We start from the raw sequence: 24268 nt of genomic DNA, 5'->3' as shown, positions 1-24268 counted from the left end.
CTCAGTACCCTATTTTAAATAAACCGAAAACGCAATTATTATGATTTTAGACCCATGTGCTATTGAAGTACATAATGACCGGCTCCGGGGGAAACATCGGCGTGCCTTTGACTTTGTTTCTCATGAAATTTCACACATTGAAGACATCTTAGAAAAGCTACAAAAATTTCAGATCGCGATTCCCAGTTGGGCACTAGGTACTGGAGGTACACGTTTTGGACGTTTCTCTGGCGCTGGTGAGCCCGCCACATTAGAACAAAAAATTGAAGACGTGGGCTTGCTCCATGCATTGAATAGGTCGAGTGATGCAATTTCTTTGCACATCCCCTGGGATATCCCCAAGGATGCAAATAGATTAAAACAATTCGCGAGTGGTTTGGGTATCCACTTTGACGCGATGAATTCAAATACTTTTCAAGATCAACAGGGGCAGCAACACAGCTATAAGTTTGGATCATTGCACCATGTTGACCCAGCTGTTCGCCAGCAGGCTATTGACCATAATATCGAAGTGATACGTTATGGTGAAGAGCTTGGATCCAAATGTTTATCGGTATGGCTAGCTGATGGTTCATCATTTCCCGGACAGTTGAATTTTCGTCAGGCATTTCAGCATACACTTTCCAGCCTGCAGGAAATATATCGTCATCTGCCAGCGGATTGGAAGTTATTTGTTGAATACAAGGCTTTCGAACCTTACTTTTATTCGACAACCATCGGCGACTGGGGACAATCCCTCTTGTTGGCAAATAAGCTCGGCCCCAAAGCATTCACCTTGGTTGATCTGGGACACCATCTTCCCAATGCAAATATTGAACAGATTGTCTCCCTCTTGTTGATGGAAGGTAAATTGGGTGGTTTTCATTTCAATGATAGCAAGTATGGCGATGATGACCTCACGGCAGGATGTATGAAACCTTACCAGCTGTTTTTGATTTTCAGCGAACTGATTGATGGCATGGATGAAAAAGGAATAGCCCACGATTCGGGATTAGGATGGATGATTGATGCCTCGCATAACCTGAAGGATCCTTTGGTGGATTTATTACAATCTGTGGAAGCCATTAAAATCGCCTATGCACAGGCCTTATTGATCGATCGGAAGTCCCTTCGGGAGGCTCAAAACCAAAATGATGTTGTTGCCGCCCAGGAGATTTTACAACAGGCTTTTCGTACAGATGTGAGGCCGCTGCTAGCCGAAGCCCGCTTGCGCACTGGTGCTGCACTCGATCCGATAAGTTTATTTAGAACGTTGGGTATACGGGAAAAACTGGTAGAAGAAAGAGGACGTAATAGTGTAGCGACAGGCCTTTAAATGACAACCGACATGGAAAATAAACCTATACCTGTCGTTGCCGTATTTGATGTTGGAAAAACAAATAAAAAACTGCTCTTATTTGATCAAAATTATCAAGTAGTCTGGGAGCGTTCTGCTCGATTTATGGAAACTGTAGACGAAGATGGGGATCCCTGCGAAAATTTGGAGAGCCTGCGTCTATCTATATTTGATGCCCTACATGAGGTGCTGCGTAAGCATGAATTTGATATCCGTGCAATTAATTTTGCGTCGTATGGCGCCAGCCTGGTGTATGTTGATGTCGATGGGAAACCTTTAACTCCACTGTATAATTACCTTAAGGAATTTCCATTTGCTATTCAACAACAACTCTACAATACCTATGGCGGAGAGACCGTTTTTGCCTTAGAGACTGCGTCCCCGCCATTAGGAAGTCTTAATTCCGGTTTACAGCTTTTGCGCCTTAAGCACGAGCGACCTGATTTGTTTCGGCATATTGCCCATGCGATGCACCTGCCTCAGTATTTAAGCTTCTTGGTTTCGGGCCAACTTTGTGCGGACTTGACCAGCATAGGTTGTCATACTGCACTTTGGGATTTCAATAAAAATAGCTACCACCAATGGGTGGTGGATGAAGGACTGGTCAATGTCTTTCCGAAGATATTTCCTGGCGATACGGCATTTGAAAGTACGTTCTTAGGGAAATCTTATCTGGTAGGTGTGGGCTTACATGACAGCTCTGCAGCATTGATCCCTTATCTTCTGTTCTTTCAGGAACCATTTGTCTTAATCTCTACTGGGACCTGGTGTATTTCTCTGAATCCCTTTAATGAAACCAGATTGACGATGAGCGAACTTCAACAGGACTGCTTATTCTATTTGTCTTATTTGGGTAAGCCGGTAAAGGCATCGCGCTTATTTGCCGGATATGAACATGAAATACAATCAAAACGTATTGCGGATTTCTATCAGGTAACAACAGCCAAATTCAGATTAATGGAAATTGACTGGGGCATTATTGCCTGTTTGGAAGCTGAAGATCATACCACTGAATTAAAGTCTTTTGAAAAAATAGACTTACAGCGTTATGACAATTATGAAATAGCCTATCATAGCCTGTTATTTCATTTGGTGAAAGCACAAGTTGCAGCGACCAGATTAGTATTGCAGGGCACAGCTGTATCACGGATATTCGTTGATGGTGGATTTAGTAAAAACCCCATATACATGAGCCTAATGGCCCGCGAGTTTCTGGATATTGAGGTGTTTGCGGCAGCGATGCCCCAAGCGACAGCCTTGGGTGCCGCACTACTTATGCATCAACATTGGAATACATCTACCATACCAGCCAATTTATTGGAATTGAAATTATTTACGTCGCACAATATTTCGTAAATCATTTTAGAACAGGATAGTACGGTACGGCTATTCAGTTTGTTTTCTATTACTTCGATATAGAATTACGAACAAATTAAACCAAAATTAATTAAACCTCTAATCAGAATGGAAAGTAAATTAAAACATTACTCATTAGTTCTTTGCGTGACAATGCTGATGGGGATGCCGTTCACGTTAGTTGCCCAGATCGCGAAAACTATTCAAGGTCATGTGGTCAATAGCAAGAATGGCCAGCCCATTGCCGGTGTCTCGGTTAAAGAAGTCGGCGGTAAAAATGCCAGTTCAACCAATGAAAATGGTGATTTTACCCTGTCCGTAAGTAACAACAAGGTTGTTCTTTCAGTCCAATATGTGGGGTACATGACCAAAAGTGTTGAAGGTATTGTCGGTACCCCGCTTCGTGTCGAACTACAGGAGGATAATACGATACTGGATGAAGTTGTGGTGGTAGCTTATGGGGAAGCTAAAAAGAAAGACCTGACGGGATCTGTATCGACGATCGATAATAGGGCATTAAACATGCAATCCAATTCTACCGTCAGCCGGGCGCTGGAAGGGGCCGCTCCGGGTATACAGGTTTCAGCGGTAGATGGTCAACCGGGGATAGACATGGGGATTCGGGTGCGTGGTATCGGTTCTGCTAGTCAGAATACGTCAAATGCACTCGTTGTGATCGATGGTGTGCCCGCGCAAAATGATAATCCACTAGCAACACTAAATCCAAAGGATATCCAAAGTATATCTGTCTTGAAAGATGCTGCATCCACAGCACTATATGGTGCACGGGGAGCAAACGGTGTGGTTTTGGTGACAACAAAGAAAGGGATGTCCGGCAAAACACGGATTTCATTTGAAGGCAAATTAGGCGTCAATCAGGTAGGTCCCTACCAGTTTGACAAAATCTCTGATCCAAAAGATATTTATGAATTTGCCTGGCTTTCGATTTATAATTCAGCACGCTACGGAGTGGATGGAACGGGAATCTCAAAAAGATATACCACCAATGTGCAGAATCCCAATATGTCACATGAACAGGCCGCCGAATTTGCGAGTGCCCACTTGTTTGATTATATCGGTTCAACTACTAAATTTCAGCGGAACAGCTTAGGAAACTGGATGTTATATGATGTTCCCGGTGCCGTTTATACGCCATCTGGTACGGGTGCCGATGCGAGTTCAACCATGAGTGGTTCTTATCTCGTGAATACGGATGGTAAATTAAATCCCAATGCGCGTCTGCTTTTTAGCGATCGTTATGACGATTACTTGCTGGAGAATAGACTGCGGCAGGATTATGATCTGTCGGCTTCTGGTGGTAATGAGAAAGTAAGTTACTTTCTTTCTGGCGGATACCTTGAGGATCCTTCCTACATCCGCGGCTCTTCTTTTAAGCGCTATAACGGTCGTGCCAATTTTGATGCGCAGGTTAATACCTGGTTGAAACTGGGCGCTAACATTGGTTATTCCAATCGGACCACCCAATCGCCAGCGACACGCTTTGGACGGAATCCAGGTAGCTCAACAGCAAATGTATTTCGTTTTATAAACGGGCAAAACCCCTTGGTTCAGCTGTATGCACGTGATCAGAATGGGGCATTGATTAATGAAAATGGAGAAAATAAAGTGCATGTGCTTGCGGGAGATACCTATTCTCCACTTGGTCTGACCTCAGCAGCGCTTTCATCGACGAATGTGTTGACAGTATTAGACAATGATCTGGATCGACGCGTATCTGATGACTGGACAACACGGGTTTATGGGCAGGCTAAATTTCTCAATGATTTTACATTTACAGCGAATGTTTCGATGGACAAGTTCAACGAAATGCGCACCCGTTATTGGAATAGCGAATCAGGGCAGGCTGCCGGTATAGGTGCTTTTGGTAAAACAGCATCCAATACAACGATCCTAAATCTTCAACAATTGCTTAACTATTCGAAAACAATTGGCTTGCATAATTTTGAGGGACTGTTGGGACATGAGTATGATTCGTTCAAAAACGAGCAACTCAATTATCGCTCATCTTATTCCTTGATCGATGAATTTCCATCGTATATCAATTTTGTAGGACGTTATGATGGTGGTACCTTCCCTAATCCCGGAGGCGGCGAGGAAAAACGGACGATGGAAAGTTATTTTTCTAGAATCAACTATAACTACAATGACAGGTACTTTTTCCAGGGATCTGTACGTCGGGATGGATCGTCGAAGTTCAAACTGAAAGACAAACGTTGGGGCACTTTCTGGTCCGTTGGTGGAGGTTGGCGTATCGATAGCGAGTCATTTATGCAAAATGCCAAAAACTGGATTGATCTCCTGAAAATACGGGGGAGCTATGGGGTGATCGGAAACCAAAATGGTATCTCCAATTATTCGGGGTATCAAACCTGGAGTTATTCAGCCACCTACACCCAGACCACAAATGGAACTGGCATACCTGCTAATATTACACTAAATCAAAATGCCTATGTTAATGATCAATTGACTTGGGAAAATATCCATACGATGGATGCGGGTATTGATTTTAGTTTCCTTGGACGGGTACGTGGATCGCTTGATTATTATAACCGTGTTACGGTGAATGCCATCTGGAACCAGCCAATAGCCATTTCAAAAGGACAGTCTTCGATCGCAACGAATTCAGCAAAAATAGGTAACAAGGGATTTGAAATTGATCTCTCTGTTGATATCATTAAGAAGCCGGATTTCAATTGGACAGTATCCACCAACGGAACACATTATACAACAAAATTAAAAGCAGTACCCAATGGTGTAGGGTCAGATGCGTTGGGTGGGAATTGGACTGCAGGTACAGATGCCTGGGCAGCTGCGGGAACCAGTGCTGTGACCAATATTACTTACTTACGTGGGGTAAATAAAGATTTCTTTAACCTCTATATGTTAAAATACGGTGGCGTAGATCAGGCTACAGGCTTACCGCTATTTTACCATCAGGTCACCAAAGCCGATGTCGATGCGGGTACTTATCCCGGATATAAAGAGGGGGAGAGTCTGACGACTACAGACTATTCAAAAGCAAGCCGATATGAAATGGGAAGTGCGCTTCCTAAATGGATTGGCGGATTTAGCACTTCTTTACGTTATAAGAACTTTGACCTATATCTTGCTTTGGCTTATCAGCTGGGAGGAAAGTTTTTTAGCACAGAATATGGAAACAACCTGTATGTCAGTGAGGATCCCGGTAAAGCGCTCTCTTCAGAACTTATTGGTAACACATGGACACCAAATAATACAGGTGCAAAATTTCCGATGGTGATGTATGGTAATACTTATGGTAATGGTGCTACCACGGGGAGCTGGTTGTACAGTGATCTAGGGCTGTTTAGTGCTTCGTACCTTAATTTTAAGAATATCACTATTGGGTACACCTTGCCGGAAAATGTACTGGCAAAAATGAAGATCAAGAAACTCAGAATATTCGCTTCAGGGGATAATCTTTTTATGAAAACGGCCCATTCGGGAATCGATCCACGTCAATCACTGGTGGGGGGATTTGAAGTGGCGGCCTATTCCTATCCTACTATGCGGACATTCTCGGGTGGTGTCAGTCTGGAATTTTAATGTTAAAATGAAATCGATTATGAAACCGCAGAAGGCAGCATAAATGCCTTAAGGGGAAAATTGACTACTGAATAAAAAATTATACAGATGAAAAAGATATTTTTATGTGCATTGGCAGTGACATTATTGTTTTCTTGTAGCAAGGATCTGGATATTGCTCCGCCAAATAGTATTACGGATGAACAGATCCGGAAGCTGCTGGAAAGTGGCGACGAAAAGAAAATCCAGGCGGTGCTTGGTGGTATGGCCAACAATATGCCTAAATTGATCAATTTTGGGGCACTGTCCTCCGAATCACGTTATGGCAGTAACCAGGGATTTGATGTGATGCGTAATCTGGAAGGGAATGATATTGTCCTAGGGAATAGGTTGTTAAATATTTTTGGTTCGGATGAATACAATCTGCTGGATTTTATTTCTGATGCCTCCGACAAAAATACACCCTATTGGAACTATGCCTGGAACATGGTTAATACAGCCAACAAAATGCTGAATTATCTTAATCCGACAACAGTTGGTACCAATAAAAAACTGCAGGAATACAAAGGTCGTGGTTTGATCTTACGTGCCTATGCCTATAACTATCTGATGGAAAACTATCAGAATGCCTATCAACAGGGCGGAAAGGGCAAGTTGGGCATGCCGCTCTATGATACTTATTCTCCCGTTCAGGAAAGTAAGGCCCGATCCACAGCGGACGAAACGTACGCCTTCATTAAAAATGACATCAATGAGGCTATTCGGCTGTTTAAAGAGGCGGGGATTGGTTTTACAGCAGATCCCTCTGACTTTGATCTTGGTGTAGCCAATTTTATGTTGGCTAAGGTATCGCTATGGACTGGCGATTGGAATACTACCATCAGTGCCAGCAATGAAATTCTGAGCAAGTACCCAACCTTGATGAGCCAACCCATGTACGGTGCGACCAATAAGGGAACACAGGCTGCTCCAGAAATGAGGCCGGAGCAAAATGGTTTCCTCAACATCAGCATCAATCCCGAAGTGCTTTTTGGTTTTGCTCTGGGCGAGGCAGTAACAGTGCATAATTGGTGGATGAACTGTTTTGCTGAAGGCAATGGTGGGATTGGTCAAGGGTTCCAACGTATAGACAACCGTTTATATGCCCAAATAGATAATCGTGACTACCGTGTAAATTGTTTTATGGCTTCAGACTGGGGGGACTATACTTATCCAACAAATGGCGATAAAAGGACAATACCCTTGTATACGAATCTCAAATTTGCCGCTACCCACGGTCTGGGCAGTGATGACAAAAAGAATGTCGGCCGTGTGAGTTGTTACTATATGCGCAGTTCGGAAATCCTGCTGATGAAAGCGGAGGCCCAAGCGCAGAATAAGGATGATCAGGGTGCGAAACAAACACTCAATACATTGTTGGCTGCACGTACAAAATCTGGGACAACGCCATTGACCTGCGACAACTATACTTCCATGCAAGGTCTTTCGGCCTTGGAGATGGTACAGTTTCAAACAAGGTTAGAACTCTGGGGCGAAGGGGGACGCGAATTTTATAACAACAAACGCTGGAATATCGCTATCAACCGTGCTGCATCACCTACGCACGTGGATAAATCTAGCTATCCTGTTAATAAAATGACCTTACAGATTCCATTGGATGAAATGTTGTATAACAATAAAATGGTGCAAAACTAACTAAATCAAAATGGGACAATGATGCTTACATAATCAGACACTTGCATGATCTTATCATTTGGGGCATGCAAGCTGTGCTGATTATTTGCAGGATAGTTCAGGATACAATTTCGTTCGATCTTGCGTATTTTCAAGTAGCTGAATATAACTCCATAAAACCTAAAATTTAATGATATGAAGAACCAATTGACCGAAGAACAGATTGCATTTTACCAAGAGAATGGTTACATCGTTATAGCAGATTTTCTGGACGCGGAAGAGTTAGCAACATGGCAAAGAATTGTTTTCGATGCGGTGGAGCAACGTGCCGGAAAGAAGATGCCCGGAAAGGAGGCAAAAGTAGGGGAAGATGATGGTATTAATAAAGATGCCGACTATTTCGGAAAAGTATTTGACCAGTTATTGAATCTCTGGCAGACGAGCGATCAGGTAAAGGAACTGATGGTGGATAAGCGTATCGGTGAGATGGCGGCGAAACTTGCTGGCGTTGATGGTATCCGCATCTGGCACGATCAAGCGCTCTTTAAGCGCCCCTTTGCGAATCCCACGGCTTGGCACCTCGATACACCTTTTTGGTCCTTTTCCGACCGTAAAGCGCTCTCGATATGGATTGCTCTGGACGATTCCACACTAGAAAATGGATGTATGTATTTCGTTCCCCAGTCGTATAAACATACGGGATTTGAAAATCTGGGTATCGGAAAAAATATGGGGACAATTTTTGAACATTACCCGCAAATGGCAAAGGTAAATCCTGTGGCAACACCGCTTAAAGCGGGCAGTTGTACCTTTCACAATGGATTGACAATCCATGGTGCTGGCCCTAATATGACCAATGGATTTAGACGGGCAATGACCTGTGCATATATGCCTGATGGCAATGTCTACAATGGACAGGCAAACATCTTACCGGATGATTATCGGGGGACATTACAGGTGGGTGACTTATTGAACAATGATGAACAAAATCCGCTAATCTACCATACAGCATGGTAAAACTGGATTTCTTTTATCCAAGATGGGGAAGTGAACATATTCCTTGGGCAGATTTCCTCGAACGTGTTCAGGCGGCGGGGTATGCTGGTATAGAGTGGTTTCCTTTTGGAGAAAACATAGACCCAATATCGGTGCTGCAGTTGCTAAGCAAGTATAAATTAAAATATAGCATCGTCACTTGTGTGCTGCAAGGCTTTGACACAACGGAGGCTTATTTTAAACTATTGGAGGAACAACTTGCCTATTATGGGAAGTTGGCGAAAGCATATGCTGCACCTGAATTTATTTCGGTACAGATGGGACGGGAATACTTTTCTCCTGTCGATGTCCTACAAGGTTTGCGCCTATGTGAAAGAATCGAAAAGCAGTATGGAATCGAAATCTTTCAGGAAACCCACCGTAATAAGTGGAGTTATGGCTTGCATACCGTGATACCAATGTTGGAAAGCTATCCGGATCTGAAGCTTACCTTGGATATTTCCCATTGGTTTTGTGTTTCGGAAAGTTTGCTGGAAGATCGGCAGGAGGAACTAGCCCGCATCTTGCCGCAGGTGAGACATATACATGCACGGGTCGGTTATACACAGGGACCACAGGTCCCCGATGTCAGAAAGAAGATGTACCGCGATATTGTTGCTGTCCACCTGACCCTTTGGCAACAATGGATAAACCTGAATAAAAGCAAATCCTGCTTGACCATAACGACCGAATTCGGTCCGCCGCCTTATCTTATTTCGTCTGGAAACCGCGAAAGGGACAATGAACGGCAATGGCAGCAAAACCTTTGGATGAAGAGATACTTATCGAGGCATCTCATCACCTAAATTCTATATTATGAAGCGAAGACTATTTTTACAGCAGAGCAGTCTACTTGGAGCCTCCTTTTTTCTTGCCAAGAATTTAAAGGCCTTCGGTAGCAATAGCCATGCGGATACAGACCCTTATTTTAATTTGTTTCAGGCTCCCACAGCGGGTAATAGGCCTTTTGTACGCTGGTGGTGGAATGGAAATAAGGTCAACAAGAATGAACTGCGTCGTGAACTGATGTTACTCAAAGAGGCGGGGATAGGTGGGGTGGAGATCAATCCCATTTCTTTTCCCAAGCGAACAGATGATCTAGGGATTCCCTCGCTGAAATGGCTGAGTCCAGAATGGATTGATATGGTGCAGTATGCAGCTACGGAGAGCAAGAAAATCGGACTGACTGCCGACCTTATTGTCGGATCCGGTTGGCCTTTTGGTTCCGAAGACCTGAAAGAAGAAGAGACCGCCCAAGTTGTACTGGTTCATTGTGAATCCATTGAAGGGCCCACACGTTATGGGGTCAGACCCTACCATATTTTCAATATGATCGATCCCGCGGTCACGGATAAGAATCCCTTGCGAAACCCAGAGATCCTGTCGGTCAAACTGGTCAAAGATCCCATGGAGTCGATGGCCGAAGTGATCGATTATACGGACAGGATCAGTGCGGATAAAATTGAGATTGATGTTCCTCCAGGTAATTACGTGCTGTATGTACTGGTGAAATTTAAAGCATTTGCATCAGTTATCAATGGCGCACCTGGGGCAGCCGGATCCATCCTAAACCATATGGATAAGCAGACTGTAACCCGTTATTTGGATCGAATGTCTACCCGTATGCAGGAGCAGATCGGCCCACTAAAAGATTATGTGCGGGCGCTGTTTACTGACAGTATGGAGCTGGAGGGATGTAATTGGTGTGATGATTTTGCTGTCGAATTTGAACGCCGGCGAGGGTATGATCTGATGCCTTATTTACCCTTTATCTTATTTAAAGTAGGAAGGTTGGGTGCTGTTGTGGATGAAAATTATGGTGCCAAGAAAAGTAAGGAGCTCAGCGAGCTCTTGAGTCGTGTACGCTTTGATTATGAATTTACCAAAGCATGCTTATTAAAAGAACGTTTTACCGATACCTATGTCAATTGGTGTCGTTCACTTGGGGTTAAGTCAAGGGCGCAAGCCTATGGGCGGGGATTTTTTCCACTGGAGAGCAGCCTGGAGTATGATATTCCAGAAGGAGAATCATGGACGACAAACTACTTGCGGCACAAGCTGGGGGAGGAGATGTCTGACGAGGATTACCGTCGGGGGCGTGGCTATACCATGATCGATAAGTATGTTTCTTCGGCAGCACATCTCAAAGGAAAGCGGCTTGTCAGCTGTGAGGAAATGACCAATACCTACCTTGTTTTTAATACACAACTAGAGCTACTCAAGTTGGGCTCCGATCAGAGTGCTTTGTCGGGTATTACACATTCCGTCTGGCATGGATTTAATTATTCGCCACTGGAAGCGCCTTTTCCAGGCTGGATTCAATATGGCTCCTTTTACAACGAACGCAATAATTGGTGGCCTTATTTTAAATATTTGAATGATTATAAAGCCCGTCTTTCTTCGCAGCTTCAGCAGGGAGATTATTATGCCGACATGGCGATTTTACCAGCAAACTATGACCTGTGGACGGAAAACGGTGTACAGACCGATCCTTTCCCTGAGAAACTGAACGTTCCTTATACCTCCTTGCTTTGGGAGGCCATCAGTAAAAATGGGGGGAATGCGGACTATATCACCGAAATCATTTTACAAGACTGCACAGTAGAAAAAGGAAAACTTTGTTATGGTAAAAGACGATACAGCGTGCTGTTTCTACCGGGGATCAAGCGGATGTCACCTGCTGCGATGTCGCGGTTGGTCGAGTTTGTAATAGCTGGTGGACGTGTTATCACGATAGAAACGCTCCCGCAGCAGAGTTTAGGCCTACAAGATCACATAAAAAAGGATGAAGAAGTACGCCAACTATTAAAGCGGTTACAATCTTATCCGGATCGTTTTATAGCGGTCAAAAAGCCGCAGGAAAATAATTTTATGGACTGGTACCGTCTCCTCATGCGGAAGTATCAGCTTCCGCATTATTTAAGGATGGATCAGCCAGACCGTTACGTCATGCAGATGCGTTATATGCGCGATGATGGAAGTGAATGTTATTTTATCCAGAATGCGCATCGACTGAACAGTACCACTATAAATATTTCGTTTGCGGCACCGGAAATTCGAAAGCAGAATTGCTGGTTATGGGATTTAGATAGTGGTAAACGCTTTCGCGTAGAACTAGACAAGGACAATAGCTTGTTGTTAGATCTCGGCCCAACAGATGCCTATCTTTTTGTATTTGATCAGCACCGTGGGGGCGATACTTGGCAACCGCTGTCCACTACGGGAAACAATACCCTGGATTTGAGTAGCCAGTGGAATGTTGAGCTGCTGCATAAACAGGAGGGCGGTTCAAAACAAATTCTCCTATCTCGTCTAGTTGATTTTAAAGACGATGAGCGTTTGATGTGGTTTTCGGGAACGGCCAATTATCGGCGTTCGTTTTCCTGGTCAGCGGGGGACAATGTTCTGTTGAATTTAGGTCGTGTAGCGGGTGTCTCTGAAGTTTTTGTCAATGGAAAATCACTTGGGGTAAAATGGTATGGAAGACGGATCTATAATCTCATAGGGAGCCTCAAGCAGGGCGATAATCAAATCGAAATCCGCATTACCACAACCATGGGGAATTATATGAAAACACTCAAGGACAATGAAAATGCCCAGTATTGGGTCAACCGCAAGGGGAGAGAACAAGAAATGCAATCGATGGGCTTGATCGGTCCAGTTACTTTATATACAAGCTAACTTATGAAGATATTACCTATTTTTTTGATTATCATCCAGGCGCTGACGTTTCGATTGGCGGTTGCCCAGGATTATAAAGCCATGGATTTTGGTATCAATGGCGACGGCCAGGCGCTTAATACACGTTCTATTCAGGCGGCTATTGACTATATTACGAACAAAGGAGGGGGAACATTGCGCTTTACCCCCGGCAATTATGTTACAGGATCGTTTTATTTAAAATCCAATGTGACTTTGCATCTCGAGCAGGGCGCAAACCTACTGGGGTCAAACAATCCCTTCGATTATCATAAAGATACAGTGGTCAACTGGCAATCGATGATCTATGCCATCCGGCAACACAATATTGGCATCGTAGGGAAGGGGACGATCAATGGTCGTGGATTTCAAACGGCAATGAATGCGCTTCAGAACGTGCATAAAGGAATTGTACAGGATGAACTGAAACTCGATCGCCTGCGCGAGTGGAACCGCCCGGAAAATATTTACTTCCGCGAGTGTAAGCATGTTGTGATAAAGGATATTACGCTACGGGATCCAGGAAGCTGGAACCAGACTTATGATCAATGTGAAGATCTTCATGTCGAAGGCATTTACGTAGATAGTAAGTCGTATTGGAACAATGATGGTATCGATGTGGTGGACTGTAAGAACGTGGTCATCAGGAACTGCTTTTTTGATGCGGCAGATGACGCCATCTGTTTTAAATCCCATGATGCGAATGCCGTCTGTGAAAATGTACTTGTCGAAAACTGCACCGCTCGCTCAAGTGCCAGTGCTTTAAAATTTGGGACAGTGTCCCGTGGGGGCTTTCGAAATTTTGTTGTCAAAAATCTGGTGGTTTATGATACCTATCGATCCGCCATTACCTTTGCTGCGGTGGATGGCGGTTTTGTTGAAAACATTCTGGTGGATGGCGTACGCAGCATCAATACTGGAAATGTTATTTTCCTGCGTATCGGTGACCGCTGGAGCAAAGGCAAGAAGCCTTTTATGAAGAATATCACCATCCGGAATGTATATGCTGAGGTTCCAGCAAATAAACCTGACCTGGGCTATAGCTATGAAGGTCCTGTCGAAGATATGCCACGGAACATTTCGCCGGCAAGCATTATAGGGCTGCCCGATCATAAGATTGAAAACGTTACCCTTGAAAATATTGAAATGGTCTATCCCGGAGGTGGAAATGCCCTTTACGCTTATCGTGGTACGGATGCGAAATCCTTGGATGGGATCCCGGAAATGGCAAATGCCTATCCTGAGTTTTCACAATTCAAGGAACTGCCGGCCTGGGGACTATATATACGCCATGCAAAACAGATCAATCTGAAAAACGTTTCCTTTCGCATAAAGAATACCGACTATCGTCCGACCATTGTCGCCGATGATCTGGAGGGGGGAGTTTGGGATTTTAAATCCTATCTAAATGGACAAGTATTGAAGGATAGTTTCCATTTACATCAGTCAAAAGAAATCAAAACCAATTAGATCGCGCATCATGAAAAAGTATCTATTTTTAATTTTTTTATGGGCGAGCTGTTTTAGGTTATTCGCCCAGGATTACAATGCATCTCTTTTTGGATGTAAGTCCGATGGAATAACCAATAACACGGGCTCCATTCAATATGCCATAGACTATATCGCCAAAAAAGGCGGCGGAACATTACATTTTTATGTAGGGCGTTACCTAACTGGCTCTTTTAGCTTAAAATCCAACGTTTCCATTGAATTGCATGAAGGCGCTGTATTGTTGGGGAGCAGCAATGTTTTCGACTACAGTAGCCTGAATGGAAAAAGAGCGCTGATCACCGCTATTGGCCAATCCAATATTCAGATCAAAGGAAAAGGCGTTATTGACGGGCAGCAACAATTGTTGCAAACCCACTTAACAGCATTGCGTCAAAAAGGATACATCACATTATCAGATCAACCTGAAGATATCAGTCTGATTTATTTGCAGGACTCCAAACAGATTCAGGTAAAAGGTATCATGGAGCTGAATCTGCCGGGGGCAGCGCAGTTTGTCGATCGATGTGAAGATGTGACATTCCAGGGTCTGGATATTAATTGTCCGGGCGGTATTGGCGTATACGTTAGAAATTCCAATAAAGTAATCCTGTCCAATATCTTTTTTAGGGCCATCGAGAGAGCGTTGGTCGAAAGCGAAGGAAACCAGGGGCTGACGAAAGAAAACAGTCGCCTAGCTAATGGAAAATCTATCTAAAATGGGAAAGAATATGAAAATCAATATCATCATGGTCATGATCTTCCTATGTGGGGGGATGGTGACCTTAAATGCCAAAGAATATAATGCCTCTCTGTTTGGTATCAAATCGAATGGAACAACACTCAATACAACGTCCATTCAACGGGCGATCGATTTTATTCACGAGCAAGGTGGTGGAACCTTACGGTTTTATGTGGGACGCTATCTTACCGGTACACTTGTCATGAAAGAAAATGTACATATCCAATTGGAAGAAGGGGCTATATTGGTGGGCTCAACCAATATTTACGATTATAATATTGATGTGCCTAATTGTGCATTGATCTATGCCAATGGAGCGAATAATGTGACGATAAAAGGTAAGGGTGTCATCGATGGGCAAGGTAGGGAGGTCGCCTATAATCTGTTGGCACAGATTCAGAGTGGTGTGCTGAAAGACCCGCTGGATTATGATCGTCCACGGAATAGAAGACCAAAAGCAATTTATATGCGGTCTTGTGAAAATGTGCGTATTCATGGTATCACGATTCGAAATTCAGCCGATTGGGTGCAGGTTTATGATCAATGTGTCAATACGGTTGTTGACAGCATTACAGTTGATAGCAAGGCCTTTTGGAATAATGACGGTATCGATATCGTAGACTGCCGTAATTTTAAGTTGTTGAATTCATTTATCGATGCATCGGATGATGCCATCTGCCTAAAATCCCACGATGCTGCCAAGATCTGTGAAGACGTAGAAATCCGAAACTGCACAGCACGCTCTAGTGCTAATGGAATCAAATTTGGAACTGTATCCGCTGGGGGTTATAAGAATATCAGGATCATTAATAACAAGGTATATGACACCTTTCGTTCGGCATTGACAATTGCCACGCCCGATGGAGGACTTGTGGAAGATATTGTTGTCGACAGCTTATCTGCATTTAATACCGGAAATCCCTTTTATCTGCGTATTGGCGCTCGTTGGAATAAGGGAAGAACAGGGTCTATCAATAATATTCTGATTCAGAATGTAAAGGTGGAAGTCGCAAAAGATAAACCGGATAGCGGTTACTCTTATGAGGGGCCTATTGAGGATAATCCGAGAAATACCTCCCCATCAAGTATTGTCGGGCTAAAAGATGCACCCATTCGCAATGTGACATTCCGTAATATAGAAATCACTTATCCCGGGGGAGCAAATCCAAATTATGCCTATCGGGGGACGAGTAAAGCTGAACTGGACAGTATTCCTGAGATGGAGGCGGCTTATCCTGAGTTTTCGCAATTTAAAGAACTTCCAGCATGGGGATTCTATATACGGCATGCGGAAAATATACATTTTGACCGGGTCGTGTTGAAATTAAAAGAGAAGGAGTATAGACCTATGCTGGTCTTTGATGATGTAAATGGTTATTCACTGTCACAGGTGAAGCAGTCAGGGGCAAAGGGTAAGAAGGAGCTCGTTGCGGTGGATTCCAAAAAGATAAAACCCCGAGCTGATTCTATAATCCGCTAAAAAGAAATATGATGCGATGCTATTGGGTACTGATTTTTTTATTGTCAATGACAAGAGTCTCCGCGCAGAATACGGCGCAAGATTCAGTATATGTCTATGCACATTATACCAAAAAGGAGGTCTACATCCCAATGCGGGACGGGGTCAAGCTCTATGCGGCCATTTATATGCCAAAGGATACCTCGATAAGCTATCCGATTTTGATGACACGTACGCCGTATAGCATCGCGCCCTATGGTGAGCAGTCCTTTCGCATTCCAATTGGTCCCAGTATGGAGTTTGCAAAAGAAAAATTCATCTTTGTATACCAAGATGTGCGGGGTAAATATAAATCTGAGGGAGATTTTGTTGCCAATAGGCCCTATACCGTCAAAGGTAGTCCAGCACAGACCAATGAATCCACGGATACGTACGATAGCATCGACTGGCTCGTCAGACAGTTGAAATCCAATGGGAAAGTGGGTGTTTGGGGCATTTCTTCTCCAGGAATGTATGCTTCCATGTCATTGATTGATTCGCATCCCGCGTTGGCGGCCGTTTCTCCGCAAGCGCCCGTGACAGATTGGTTTCTTGGAGATGATCGGCATCACAATGGTGCTTTTATGTTGATGGGGAGTTTTTCCTTCCTTTCCTCTTTTGGAAAAAAACGAGATTCCATTGGGATCAGAGGACCAGCAGGTTTTTCGGACTATGGAACAGACAATGCCTATTCGTTTTTTCTCAAAGCTGGAGCGCTCAAAAATCTGAATACGCGTTTTTTGAAGGGGGAGAGCATACTGTGGAACGACATGATGACCAATGCCGATTACAACGACTATTGGCAAGACCGGGCTTATTTGTCCCATATCCGTGAAATAAAACCACAGGTACTTGTGGTCGGAGGTTGGTTTGATCAAGAGGATTTATACGGTCCGCTGAAAACATATGCGGCTTTGCGGAAAATAGCACCTGATCGTGTCAAACTGGTGATGGGCCCCTGGTATCACGGCTCCTGGACCAAGGGTACGGGTCGGAATTTGGATAGCCTGGACTTTGGCCAAAATACGGCTGTTTATTACCGCAGGGAAATCGAACTACCCTTTTTTGTCAACCATCTTAAAGCAAAAGGGAAAGATACGCTCGCTGCAGCTACCATATTTGTAACTGGTGAGAACAAATGGTCCATGCACGAGACTTGGCCTACTGTCAGTACCAAGTTACAACCGCTATTTTTTACATCGGAGATGAAATTGAGTTTTCAGCAAGCTGCGAAGACACCCTCGTCTTATGTATCCTATTATTCAGATCCCAATAAACCTGTTCCCTACACACGGGAGAAAACGGTTTTAAGAGGGTATAAGTATATGTATGAAGATCAATATTTCGCTGGACAGCGACCGGATGTACTGGTTTTCGAAACCGATGTTTTGGCCGAAGATCTCAAATTAATGGGTAATATACAGGCAAACTTGTTTGTCAGTAGCAGCGGTACGGATGCTGATTTTGTTGTTAAATTAATTGATGTGCATCCGCATGCAAAAGGCGATAAGCTTTCCGATTGTCAATGTCTGATTCGTGCCGAGGTGATGCGAGCCAAGTATAGAAAAAGTTTTTCCCATCCGGAGCCGATGAAACCCAACCGGATTCACGAAATTCGCTTTGATATGCAGGATGCAGCACATGTGTTCAAAAAAGGGCACAAGATTATGGTGCAGGTGCAGAGCTCCTGGTTTCCGTTGGTGGATCGAAATCCACAGCAGTTTATGAATATTTATGAGGCGTCGGATGCCGACTTCAAAAAGCAGGAACAACGGATTTATTGTCAGGGTAAATATGCATCCTTTATTTTATTACCGATTGTTAATTCTCATGAAAACTAAGATTTTTTATTTGTTTATTCTTTTGCTCAGTGGCATCCTCTCGCTCCGGGCACAGGTCGACTATGCGCGGTCCGTGGTAAAGGTTTTAGCCTCCAAGGCTTATGCAGGAAGGGGTTATGTATTTGACGGTGACCGAAAGGCAGCAGCTTTTATTGCTGCTGAGTATGAAAAAAATGGACTTTTACCTTTGGGTACTAGCTATTATCAGCCTTTTTCCATGCCCGCAAATGTTTTTCCCAAAGACGTAAAAATAGTGGTGGATGGCCGAAAACTCAAGTTGGGCGAGCAGGCACTGATTGAGGCCGCAAGTCCTTCCGTCAATGGTAAATTTATGCTGACCGAAATTACGGTTCCTACAGATCCTGTCGCTTTGGATCAGTTGATTCAAAACCCGCTATTCAAGGATAAATTTCTGGTCGTAGATGAGCGTGCCGCCTTAGCGACGATGAAGGCCGATCAGTTTCGAATGACCTTGCTGCGCCTTGCATCCGGGGGGTACTATAAAGGAATTTTGGTGCAGACCGATCAAAAATTGCTGTGGCGCGGAGCGACAAACCAACTTAATCGACCAATTGTCTATGTGAAAAATAATAGTGTTATTCCACTGGAGGGAAAGGTTATGCAGCTCAAGGTGCACGCGGTTTTTCAGGAAAATTATCTAACCAATAATGTCTGTGGGATGATAAAGGGCACGAGCGAATCTGATTCTCTGATTGTGATCACAGCACATTATGATCATGTTGGTGCCATCGGTAAACGAGTGGTATTTACAGGTGCAAATGATAATGCCAGTGGTACCGCCCTACTTTTATATCTGACGACCTACTATCGACAGCATCCACCAAAATATAATACCGTATTCTTGGCTTTTTCAGGGGAAGAAAGTGGTTTGCTTGGTTCCACTTTTTTTGCGGATAATCCGCTCATCGATCTGCGGAAAATTAAGTTTTTACTCAATTTTGATATGGCCGGAACAGGGGATGATGGGATTCAGGTCGTCAATGGTACGATCTTTAAAGACCAATTTGAACGATTGGTGGCCATTAATAAGGAGAAAAAATATCTACCTGAAGTCAAAGTGCGTGGCCCGATGAACCGAAGTGACCATTATCCTTTTTATGCGAAAGGAGTTCCGTCATTTTTTATCTATACGCTAGGGGGCATCGCTGCCTATCACGATATTTATGATCGCTATGAAACATTACCTTTTACGCGATTTGATGAGTATGTGCGGTTGATGATTGACTTTCTCAAAACCATATAGTCGCTTATGGACCACAATGATCCTTTTGCCCGGTAACTAAATGACCTGTTATGACACAATACCCTAATTATTTGAGATTCATCCGTATCGCATTTGTCTATTGTTTGCTGAGTTTGATTACCGTGGCTGCCTATGCGCAACTGGAAGTGTTTGTCGCCGTAAACGGTGATGATCAATCCACAGGCAGTATGGATCGTCCGGTAGCAAGCTTGGAGCGCGCAATTGCGTTGCTTCGGGAGCGGAGAACTACGGATCATGAGGGGATGGCAATTATACAGGTACGGGAAGGAACGTACGCTTTTGTACAGGGAATTTCACTGGACAGCAAGGATAATAACACCCTGATTCAGGCCTATGGTAAAGAGTCTGTCACTTTTAAAGGTTCAGTGGATTTGGCTCCGACAGCTTTGAATAAGCTACGTGAAAGCGGCGGTATCAGTTATTACGAGATAAATCTGCTACAACATGGAGTAAGGGATCTGGGTAAATTGCGTAACGTTGGTTTCTCCCGTGCAAGTGGCAATGCCGCAGGTGAGTTGTTTGTCGATGAAACAGCCTTCCATCTTGCGCGTTGGCCCAATCATGGGATGGTTGCCATGGGTAAGGTTATCGATGCAGGTTCTATTCCACGAAATAAAGATCTGAGTCATCGGGGTGGAGTTTTTCGGTATAAGGACTCGCGCATTGATCGGTGGGCACAAGAGGATGATCCTTGGGTTGCCGGTTATTTCAAATGGGGATATGCTGACGATATGGTTCGTGTGAAGAGCATCGACCAGGAGAAACGGACCATTACAACGCTTGAACCGACCTTATATGGCTTTGATTACAAGAAAAAATATAGACAATGGTATGGTGTCAACCTATTGGTTGAACTGGATACTGTGGGTGAGTTTTATGTAGATAGAAAGCTAGGGACACTCTCATTCGCGCAGAATAAGCCAATTACAAAATTGAGCTATTCGGTGTTGGAAGAACCTTTTTTTAGCCTGATCGGAACTGAATTTGTAAAAATCAAAGGTATTCAATTTGAAGAATCCAGGGGAATGGGGATTTATATGCGCGATACGAAACAGGTGCTCATCGAAGACTGTACATTCCGTAATTTAGGCAGTTTGGGTATTGCCGTCGGATTTGGAATCAAGCCCTTTGAGCAGATGCAACATGAAGGTTCAGGTGAACCACAAGATAACAGTATTGGAGACCTTCATCAACATATCTATAGTCATCCCACATTTGATCATCAGGGTGGAGAGTCCAACGTGATCCGTCGGTGTCATTTTTATCGCTTGGGCGCCGGTGGTGTTTCCTTATCAGGGGGAAATCGTTTGGAACTCAGCAAAGGTAATAATTGCATTGAACATTGCGTTTTCTCGGATTTGAATCGTCTGGAAAAATCCTACCGCCCAGCAATTGCACTCTATGGGGTAGGGAATGTGGTCAAAAATTGTGAGATCGCCGATCTGCCAAGTATGGCCATTCTTATCCACGGCAATGCACACACAATTGAATACAATTACATCCATCATGTGGCACAGGAAGTTGACGATCAAGGCGCGATTTATATTGGACGGGATCCTTCGGAGCGAAATAATCTCATCCAGTATAATTTGCTGGCAAACATCCCGAAAAAACTAAGAACTTCAGGGATATACCACGACGATGCTTCCAGTGGAACGACAGTCGTTGGGAATATTTTTGTGAATGCGGGCGAACGATCCGCATTTATCGGGGGCGGATCAGATAACAGGTATGTCAATAACTTATTTGTTGCTGCGGGAAGGTGGGCTGTCCGTGTGGACAATCGTTTGGAAAACTGGTTGAAGAAGCTCAATGTATATGGATCGGGCAATCTGTTTTATGATCGCCTGGTCGGTGTACGTTATCTGATGGATCCCTATCGTAGTGCCTATCCAGAACTGGCATTACAATTCGATCGTGGCGGGAGACCAAGTGGAAATGTTTTTCAGGATAACCGCTTTTATAATTGCAAACGGACCTTAAAGGGAAAAAGGAAATGGTTGGCCTGGGATCAAAGTAATGCGGCGAAATATCTGCCTAGTCTCGTGCAAGATTACCAGAGGATGAATTTAAAAGATTTAAGGAAAACCTTACAAAGCCAAGCGACACAGCAGCATATTCCCATTGAGCATATTGGGCCACAATAGCGATAGCGTGCTAACTGTTTGTGAAATAAACGAATTCCTTATCAGGACAGTTGGGATTGCACTTGGCCGTCAAGAGGAATAGATCTTGCCGGAGAGGCTTAAGAATTGCGCAAGATGAGTGTATTTCTAGCGGTAAAAACGGATGTGTTAAAGGACAAATGGGATTGAAACCAATGTATTGATACTTAGAAAAAAATAAAAAAGAATTATCGATATCTGCTGGGGGGTACTTTAAGGAAAAACGGAATCTAATGATACTAGATTCCGTTTTTTGTTATTATTTCATTTTTTCGGTTTGCTTTCTTATCCAGTCGAACCATTCATTTTTTTGATCGGGATGCGTCCAATGTCCGGTTTCCTTATAGATACGTAATACTTTTGGTGCACTGATCCCATTGTAGCTGGCATACATGGAAGTTGGCGGACATACGACATCATTGAATCCCCAGGAATAGAAGCCCGGTACACGGATGCCTTTGGCGAAGTTGACCACATCGTAATAGGAGAGTGTATTTTCAAGACCATTGATCTTCTTCAAAACGCTGTAGTTGTTGGGAGCAAAATAATGGGGCCATCCACCCGCACGATGATGCAGATAACCTGTGACATCTGATAGTGCAGGATAAAGTGCAGCTACCGCTGTAACACGTTTATCCAATGCGGTGGTTACGATGCTTAGGGCACCGCCTTGGCTTCCCCCCATGACGATCAGGTTTTTTCCATCCCATTCTGGCAGGGAGGATAGATAGTCATTGGCCCGTATACAACCTAAATAAACCCGTTTATAGTAAAATTGATCTTTATCCTGGAGGTTATTGTTATAATATGCACGCAGGGCCCCGGCAGCGAGATCTTTGTAAACTACGGAATCTAAATCTACGGGAATGCCATGTATTCCGATGCTCAATACAATCATCCCTTTGGAGGCCAGTTCAATCTCCGGACCATAGGGACGGACCCCAGCTCCAGGTACACGTAAGACGGCGGGATATTTGCCCGGATCGGAAGGGACACTAAGTATTCCATAGATTTTACTGTTTCCGATGTTGTTGAAAGAAACTCGGAAGACATCAACTTCCACTGTGCTTTTGTCTGGCAATAAGGTCTTCGTTGCCAGCATGGGAACAGATTTGAGTTCCGAAATAGCCTTATCCCAAAAAGAATCAAAGTCATTAGGTGTATGCTGTGTTGCCACAATCTTTTCGGGTGAGAAACCGATGGTGCAGAGTTTTTTTGTCTGCTTTCCATTTTGGGTTACGACGACTGTACAGCGTAAAAATCCCGGCTTTTTTAAGGTAAAAGCGTCACTTTTAAAATGTCCTGAAAAATCTGGAATCTGTTCTTTGACAAAGGGATTTACCATTTCGGGGCCAATCTCATAGGAAACACTATCACCTTTGAAGGGTTGCCCGTTAGCTAGGATACTGATATCAAAAATGACTTTATCTCCTGGTTTCGCAAGCCAGTCAGCATAGGTAGTCTTAATTTCAATAGCTAGTTTTTCGGACTGGCCTCTGCTACTGAAGACACAAAGCAAGAATAGTATTGAGAGGAAAAATTTGTTGATCTGTTGCATGATAAGCGATTCTAAAGAGATTATTTACCCGCTTCAATAAGAAGCAGAAGTCCGATAATAAATAAGATAAACATGAGCGTTAGTAATAAAACGACCTGCCTGGAGGCACCTTTAAATTCCCGCCAGATAAATACACCCCAGAGTGCAGCGACCAATGTTGCACCCTGTCCCAGTCCATAGGAAATGGCTGGCCCAGCTTTACCAGCCGCAATAAGGTTGAGCGAGTTGCCAATCCCCCAGATGATACCCCCTAGGAGACCAACAGTATGTACGCTAAAATTTCCGTTGAAATATTCTTTATAGCTCAAAGGAGGACCATTTAATGGTTTTTTCATCAGCAAAGTGTTAAAAATAAAATTGCTCAATAAAATACCCGCCGAAAAGATAAATACGGCGGTATATGGGGTCATCTTTCCGCTTGCGGGTGCCTCAAAATTATCAAGGTCCATGGCAGAAGCAATAAAGCGATAAAAAAGCGACATCAGAAGACCAGCCAGGAGGCTTAATAATAGCCCTTTGGAAGAGCGGTTGTTCTGTGTTTTTGTTACTTTTTTGTATGCAATGGCATTGATGATAATGGCAATAGCGATACAGATGACCCCTATGAATAGGAGAGTAGGGTTTCCTTTGGTTGCAGCAATATAGTTGATCAGTACACCTAAAATCAATGCAGTCCCTATACCGACGGGGAATGCCACAGCCATCCCCGCTAGCGCGATGGCCGAAGAAAGAAGGATATTGGCGGCATTAAAAATAATTCCCCCCAATAGGGCATTGAAAATATGCTGGGATTCCGCCTGTTTCAAATCCGCGACAAAAGGCCTACCGAGCTCACCATGGCTACCCAATGTAAAGGCAAAGATCAGCGAAAGCAGAAAAATACCTAGTACGTAATCCCAATAGAAAAGTTCGTAGCGCCAGTTTTTGTTCGCTAATTTTTGAGTATTTGCCCAGGAACCCCAGCAAAGCATTGTGATGATGCAGAAAAAAATGGCCTGTGCATAGCTGCTTACAATAAACATAGGGT

At 43.8% G+C, this 24268-nt stretch carries 15 protein-coding genes; 13 read left to right on the top strand and 2 right to left on the bottom strand.

What is annotated here, in order from left to right:
* Positions 1-40 precede the first annotated feature (40 nt).
* From DFQ12_RS16690 to DFQ12_RS16630, 13 genes are all read left to right on the top strand, one after another.
* On the top strand, positions 41-1315 hold the full coding sequence (locus DFQ12_RS16690; RefSeq protein WP_120260199.1) for a sugar isomerase: 1275 nt from the start codon (positions 41-43) through the stop codon (positions 1313-1315).
* Between the two features lie 12 nt (positions 1316-1327).
* Positions 1328-2692: an FGGY-family carbohydrate kinase gene (locus DFQ12_RS16685; RefSeq protein WP_120260536.1), complete on the top strand. Its 1365-nt coding sequence runs from the start codon at positions 1328-1330 to the stop codon at positions 2690-2692.
* Positions 2693-2800: 108 nt separating this feature from the next.
* Entirely contained in the window at positions 2801-6277 is a 3477-nt protein-coding gene (locus DFQ12_RS16680) for a SusC/RagA family TonB-linked outer membrane protein (protein ID WP_120260198.1), read from the top strand.
* A gap of 87 nt (positions 6278-6364) precedes the next feature.
* Entirely contained in the window at positions 6365-7951 is a 1587-nt protein-coding gene (locus DFQ12_RS16675; protein WP_120260197.1) for a RagB/SusD family nutrient uptake outer membrane protein, read from the top strand.
* A 174-nt stretch (positions 7952-8125) separates the two neighbouring features.
* Positions 8126-8947, top strand: coding sequence for a phytanoyl-CoA dioxygenase family protein (locus DFQ12_RS16670; RefSeq protein WP_120260196.1), 822 nt, complete (start codon positions 8126-8128; stop codon positions 8945-8947).
* Positions 8941-9771 (top strand): sugar phosphate isomerase/epimerase family protein, encoded by an 831-nt coding sequence (locus tag DFQ12_RS16665; RefSeq protein ID WP_120260195.1) that lies wholly within the window; start codon positions 8941-8943, stop codon positions 9769-9771. Before DFQ12_RS16670 ends, DFQ12_RS16665 begins: the two co-directional genes overlap by 7 nt.
* A 10-nt stretch (positions 9772-9781) precedes the next feature.
* Entirely contained in the window at positions 9782-12646 is a 2865-nt protein-coding gene (locus tag DFQ12_RS16660; RefSeq protein ID WP_120260194.1) for a glycosyl hydrolase, read from the top strand.
* Between the two features lie 3 nt (positions 12647-12649).
* Entirely contained in the window at positions 12650-14134 is a 1485-nt protein-coding gene (locus DFQ12_RS16655) for a glycoside hydrolase family 28 protein (protein WP_120260193.1), read from the top strand.
* Positions 14135-14144: 10 nt separating this feature from the next.
* On the top strand, positions 14145-14870 hold the full coding sequence (locus tag DFQ12_RS16650) for a glycosyl hydrolase family 28 protein (protein WP_120260192.1): 726 nt from the start codon (positions 14145-14147) through the stop codon (positions 14868-14870).
* A gap of 13 nt (positions 14871-14883) precedes the next feature.
* A complete protein-coding gene (locus DFQ12_RS16645; RefSeq protein WP_208642573.1) occupies positions 14884-16374 on the top strand; it encodes a glycoside hydrolase family 28 protein in 1491 nt (496 codons plus the stop codon).
* Positions 16375-16421: 47 nt separating this feature from the next.
* A complete protein-coding gene (locus DFQ12_RS16640) occupies positions 16422-18233 on the top strand; it encodes a CocE/NonD family hydrolase (RefSeq protein WP_244211765.1) in 1812 nt (603 codons plus the stop codon).
* Complete coding sequence (locus DFQ12_RS16635; protein WP_167457298.1) at positions 18223-19497, top strand: M28 family metallopeptidase; 1275 nt, start codon at positions 18223-18225, stop codon at positions 19495-19497. Before DFQ12_RS16640 ends, DFQ12_RS16635 begins: the two co-directional genes overlap by 11 nt.
* A 50-nt stretch (positions 19498-19547) precedes the next feature.
* Entirely contained in the window at positions 19548-21665 is a 2118-nt protein-coding gene (locus DFQ12_RS16630) for a right-handed parallel beta-helix repeat-containing protein (protein ID WP_120260189.1), read from the top strand.
* A gap of 277 nt (positions 21666-21942) precedes the next feature.
* Here the strand turns inward: DFQ12_RS16630 and DFQ12_RS16625 are convergent, their stop codons facing one another.
* Both DFQ12_RS16625 and DFQ12_RS16620 read right to left on the bottom strand, forming a co-directional pair.
* Positions 21943-23241, bottom strand: coding sequence for an acetylxylan esterase (locus tag DFQ12_RS16625; RefSeq protein ID WP_120260188.1), 1299 nt, complete (start codon positions 23239-23241; stop codon positions 21943-21945).
* 20 nt (positions 23242-23261) lie between these two features.
* A complete protein-coding gene (locus DFQ12_RS16620; RefSeq protein ID WP_120260187.1) occupies positions 23262-24263 on the bottom strand; it encodes a GRP family sugar transporter in 1002 nt (333 codons plus the stop codon).
* Positions 24264-24268: the final 5 nt, after the last annotated feature.

The sequence above is a fragment of the Sphingobacterium detergens genome, assembly GCF_003610355.1.
Lineage (GTDB): Bacteria > Bacteroidota > Bacteroidia > Sphingobacteriales > Sphingobacteriaceae > Sphingobacterium > Sphingobacterium detergens.
This window is presented reverse-complemented; position numbering and strand designations above follow the sequence as displayed.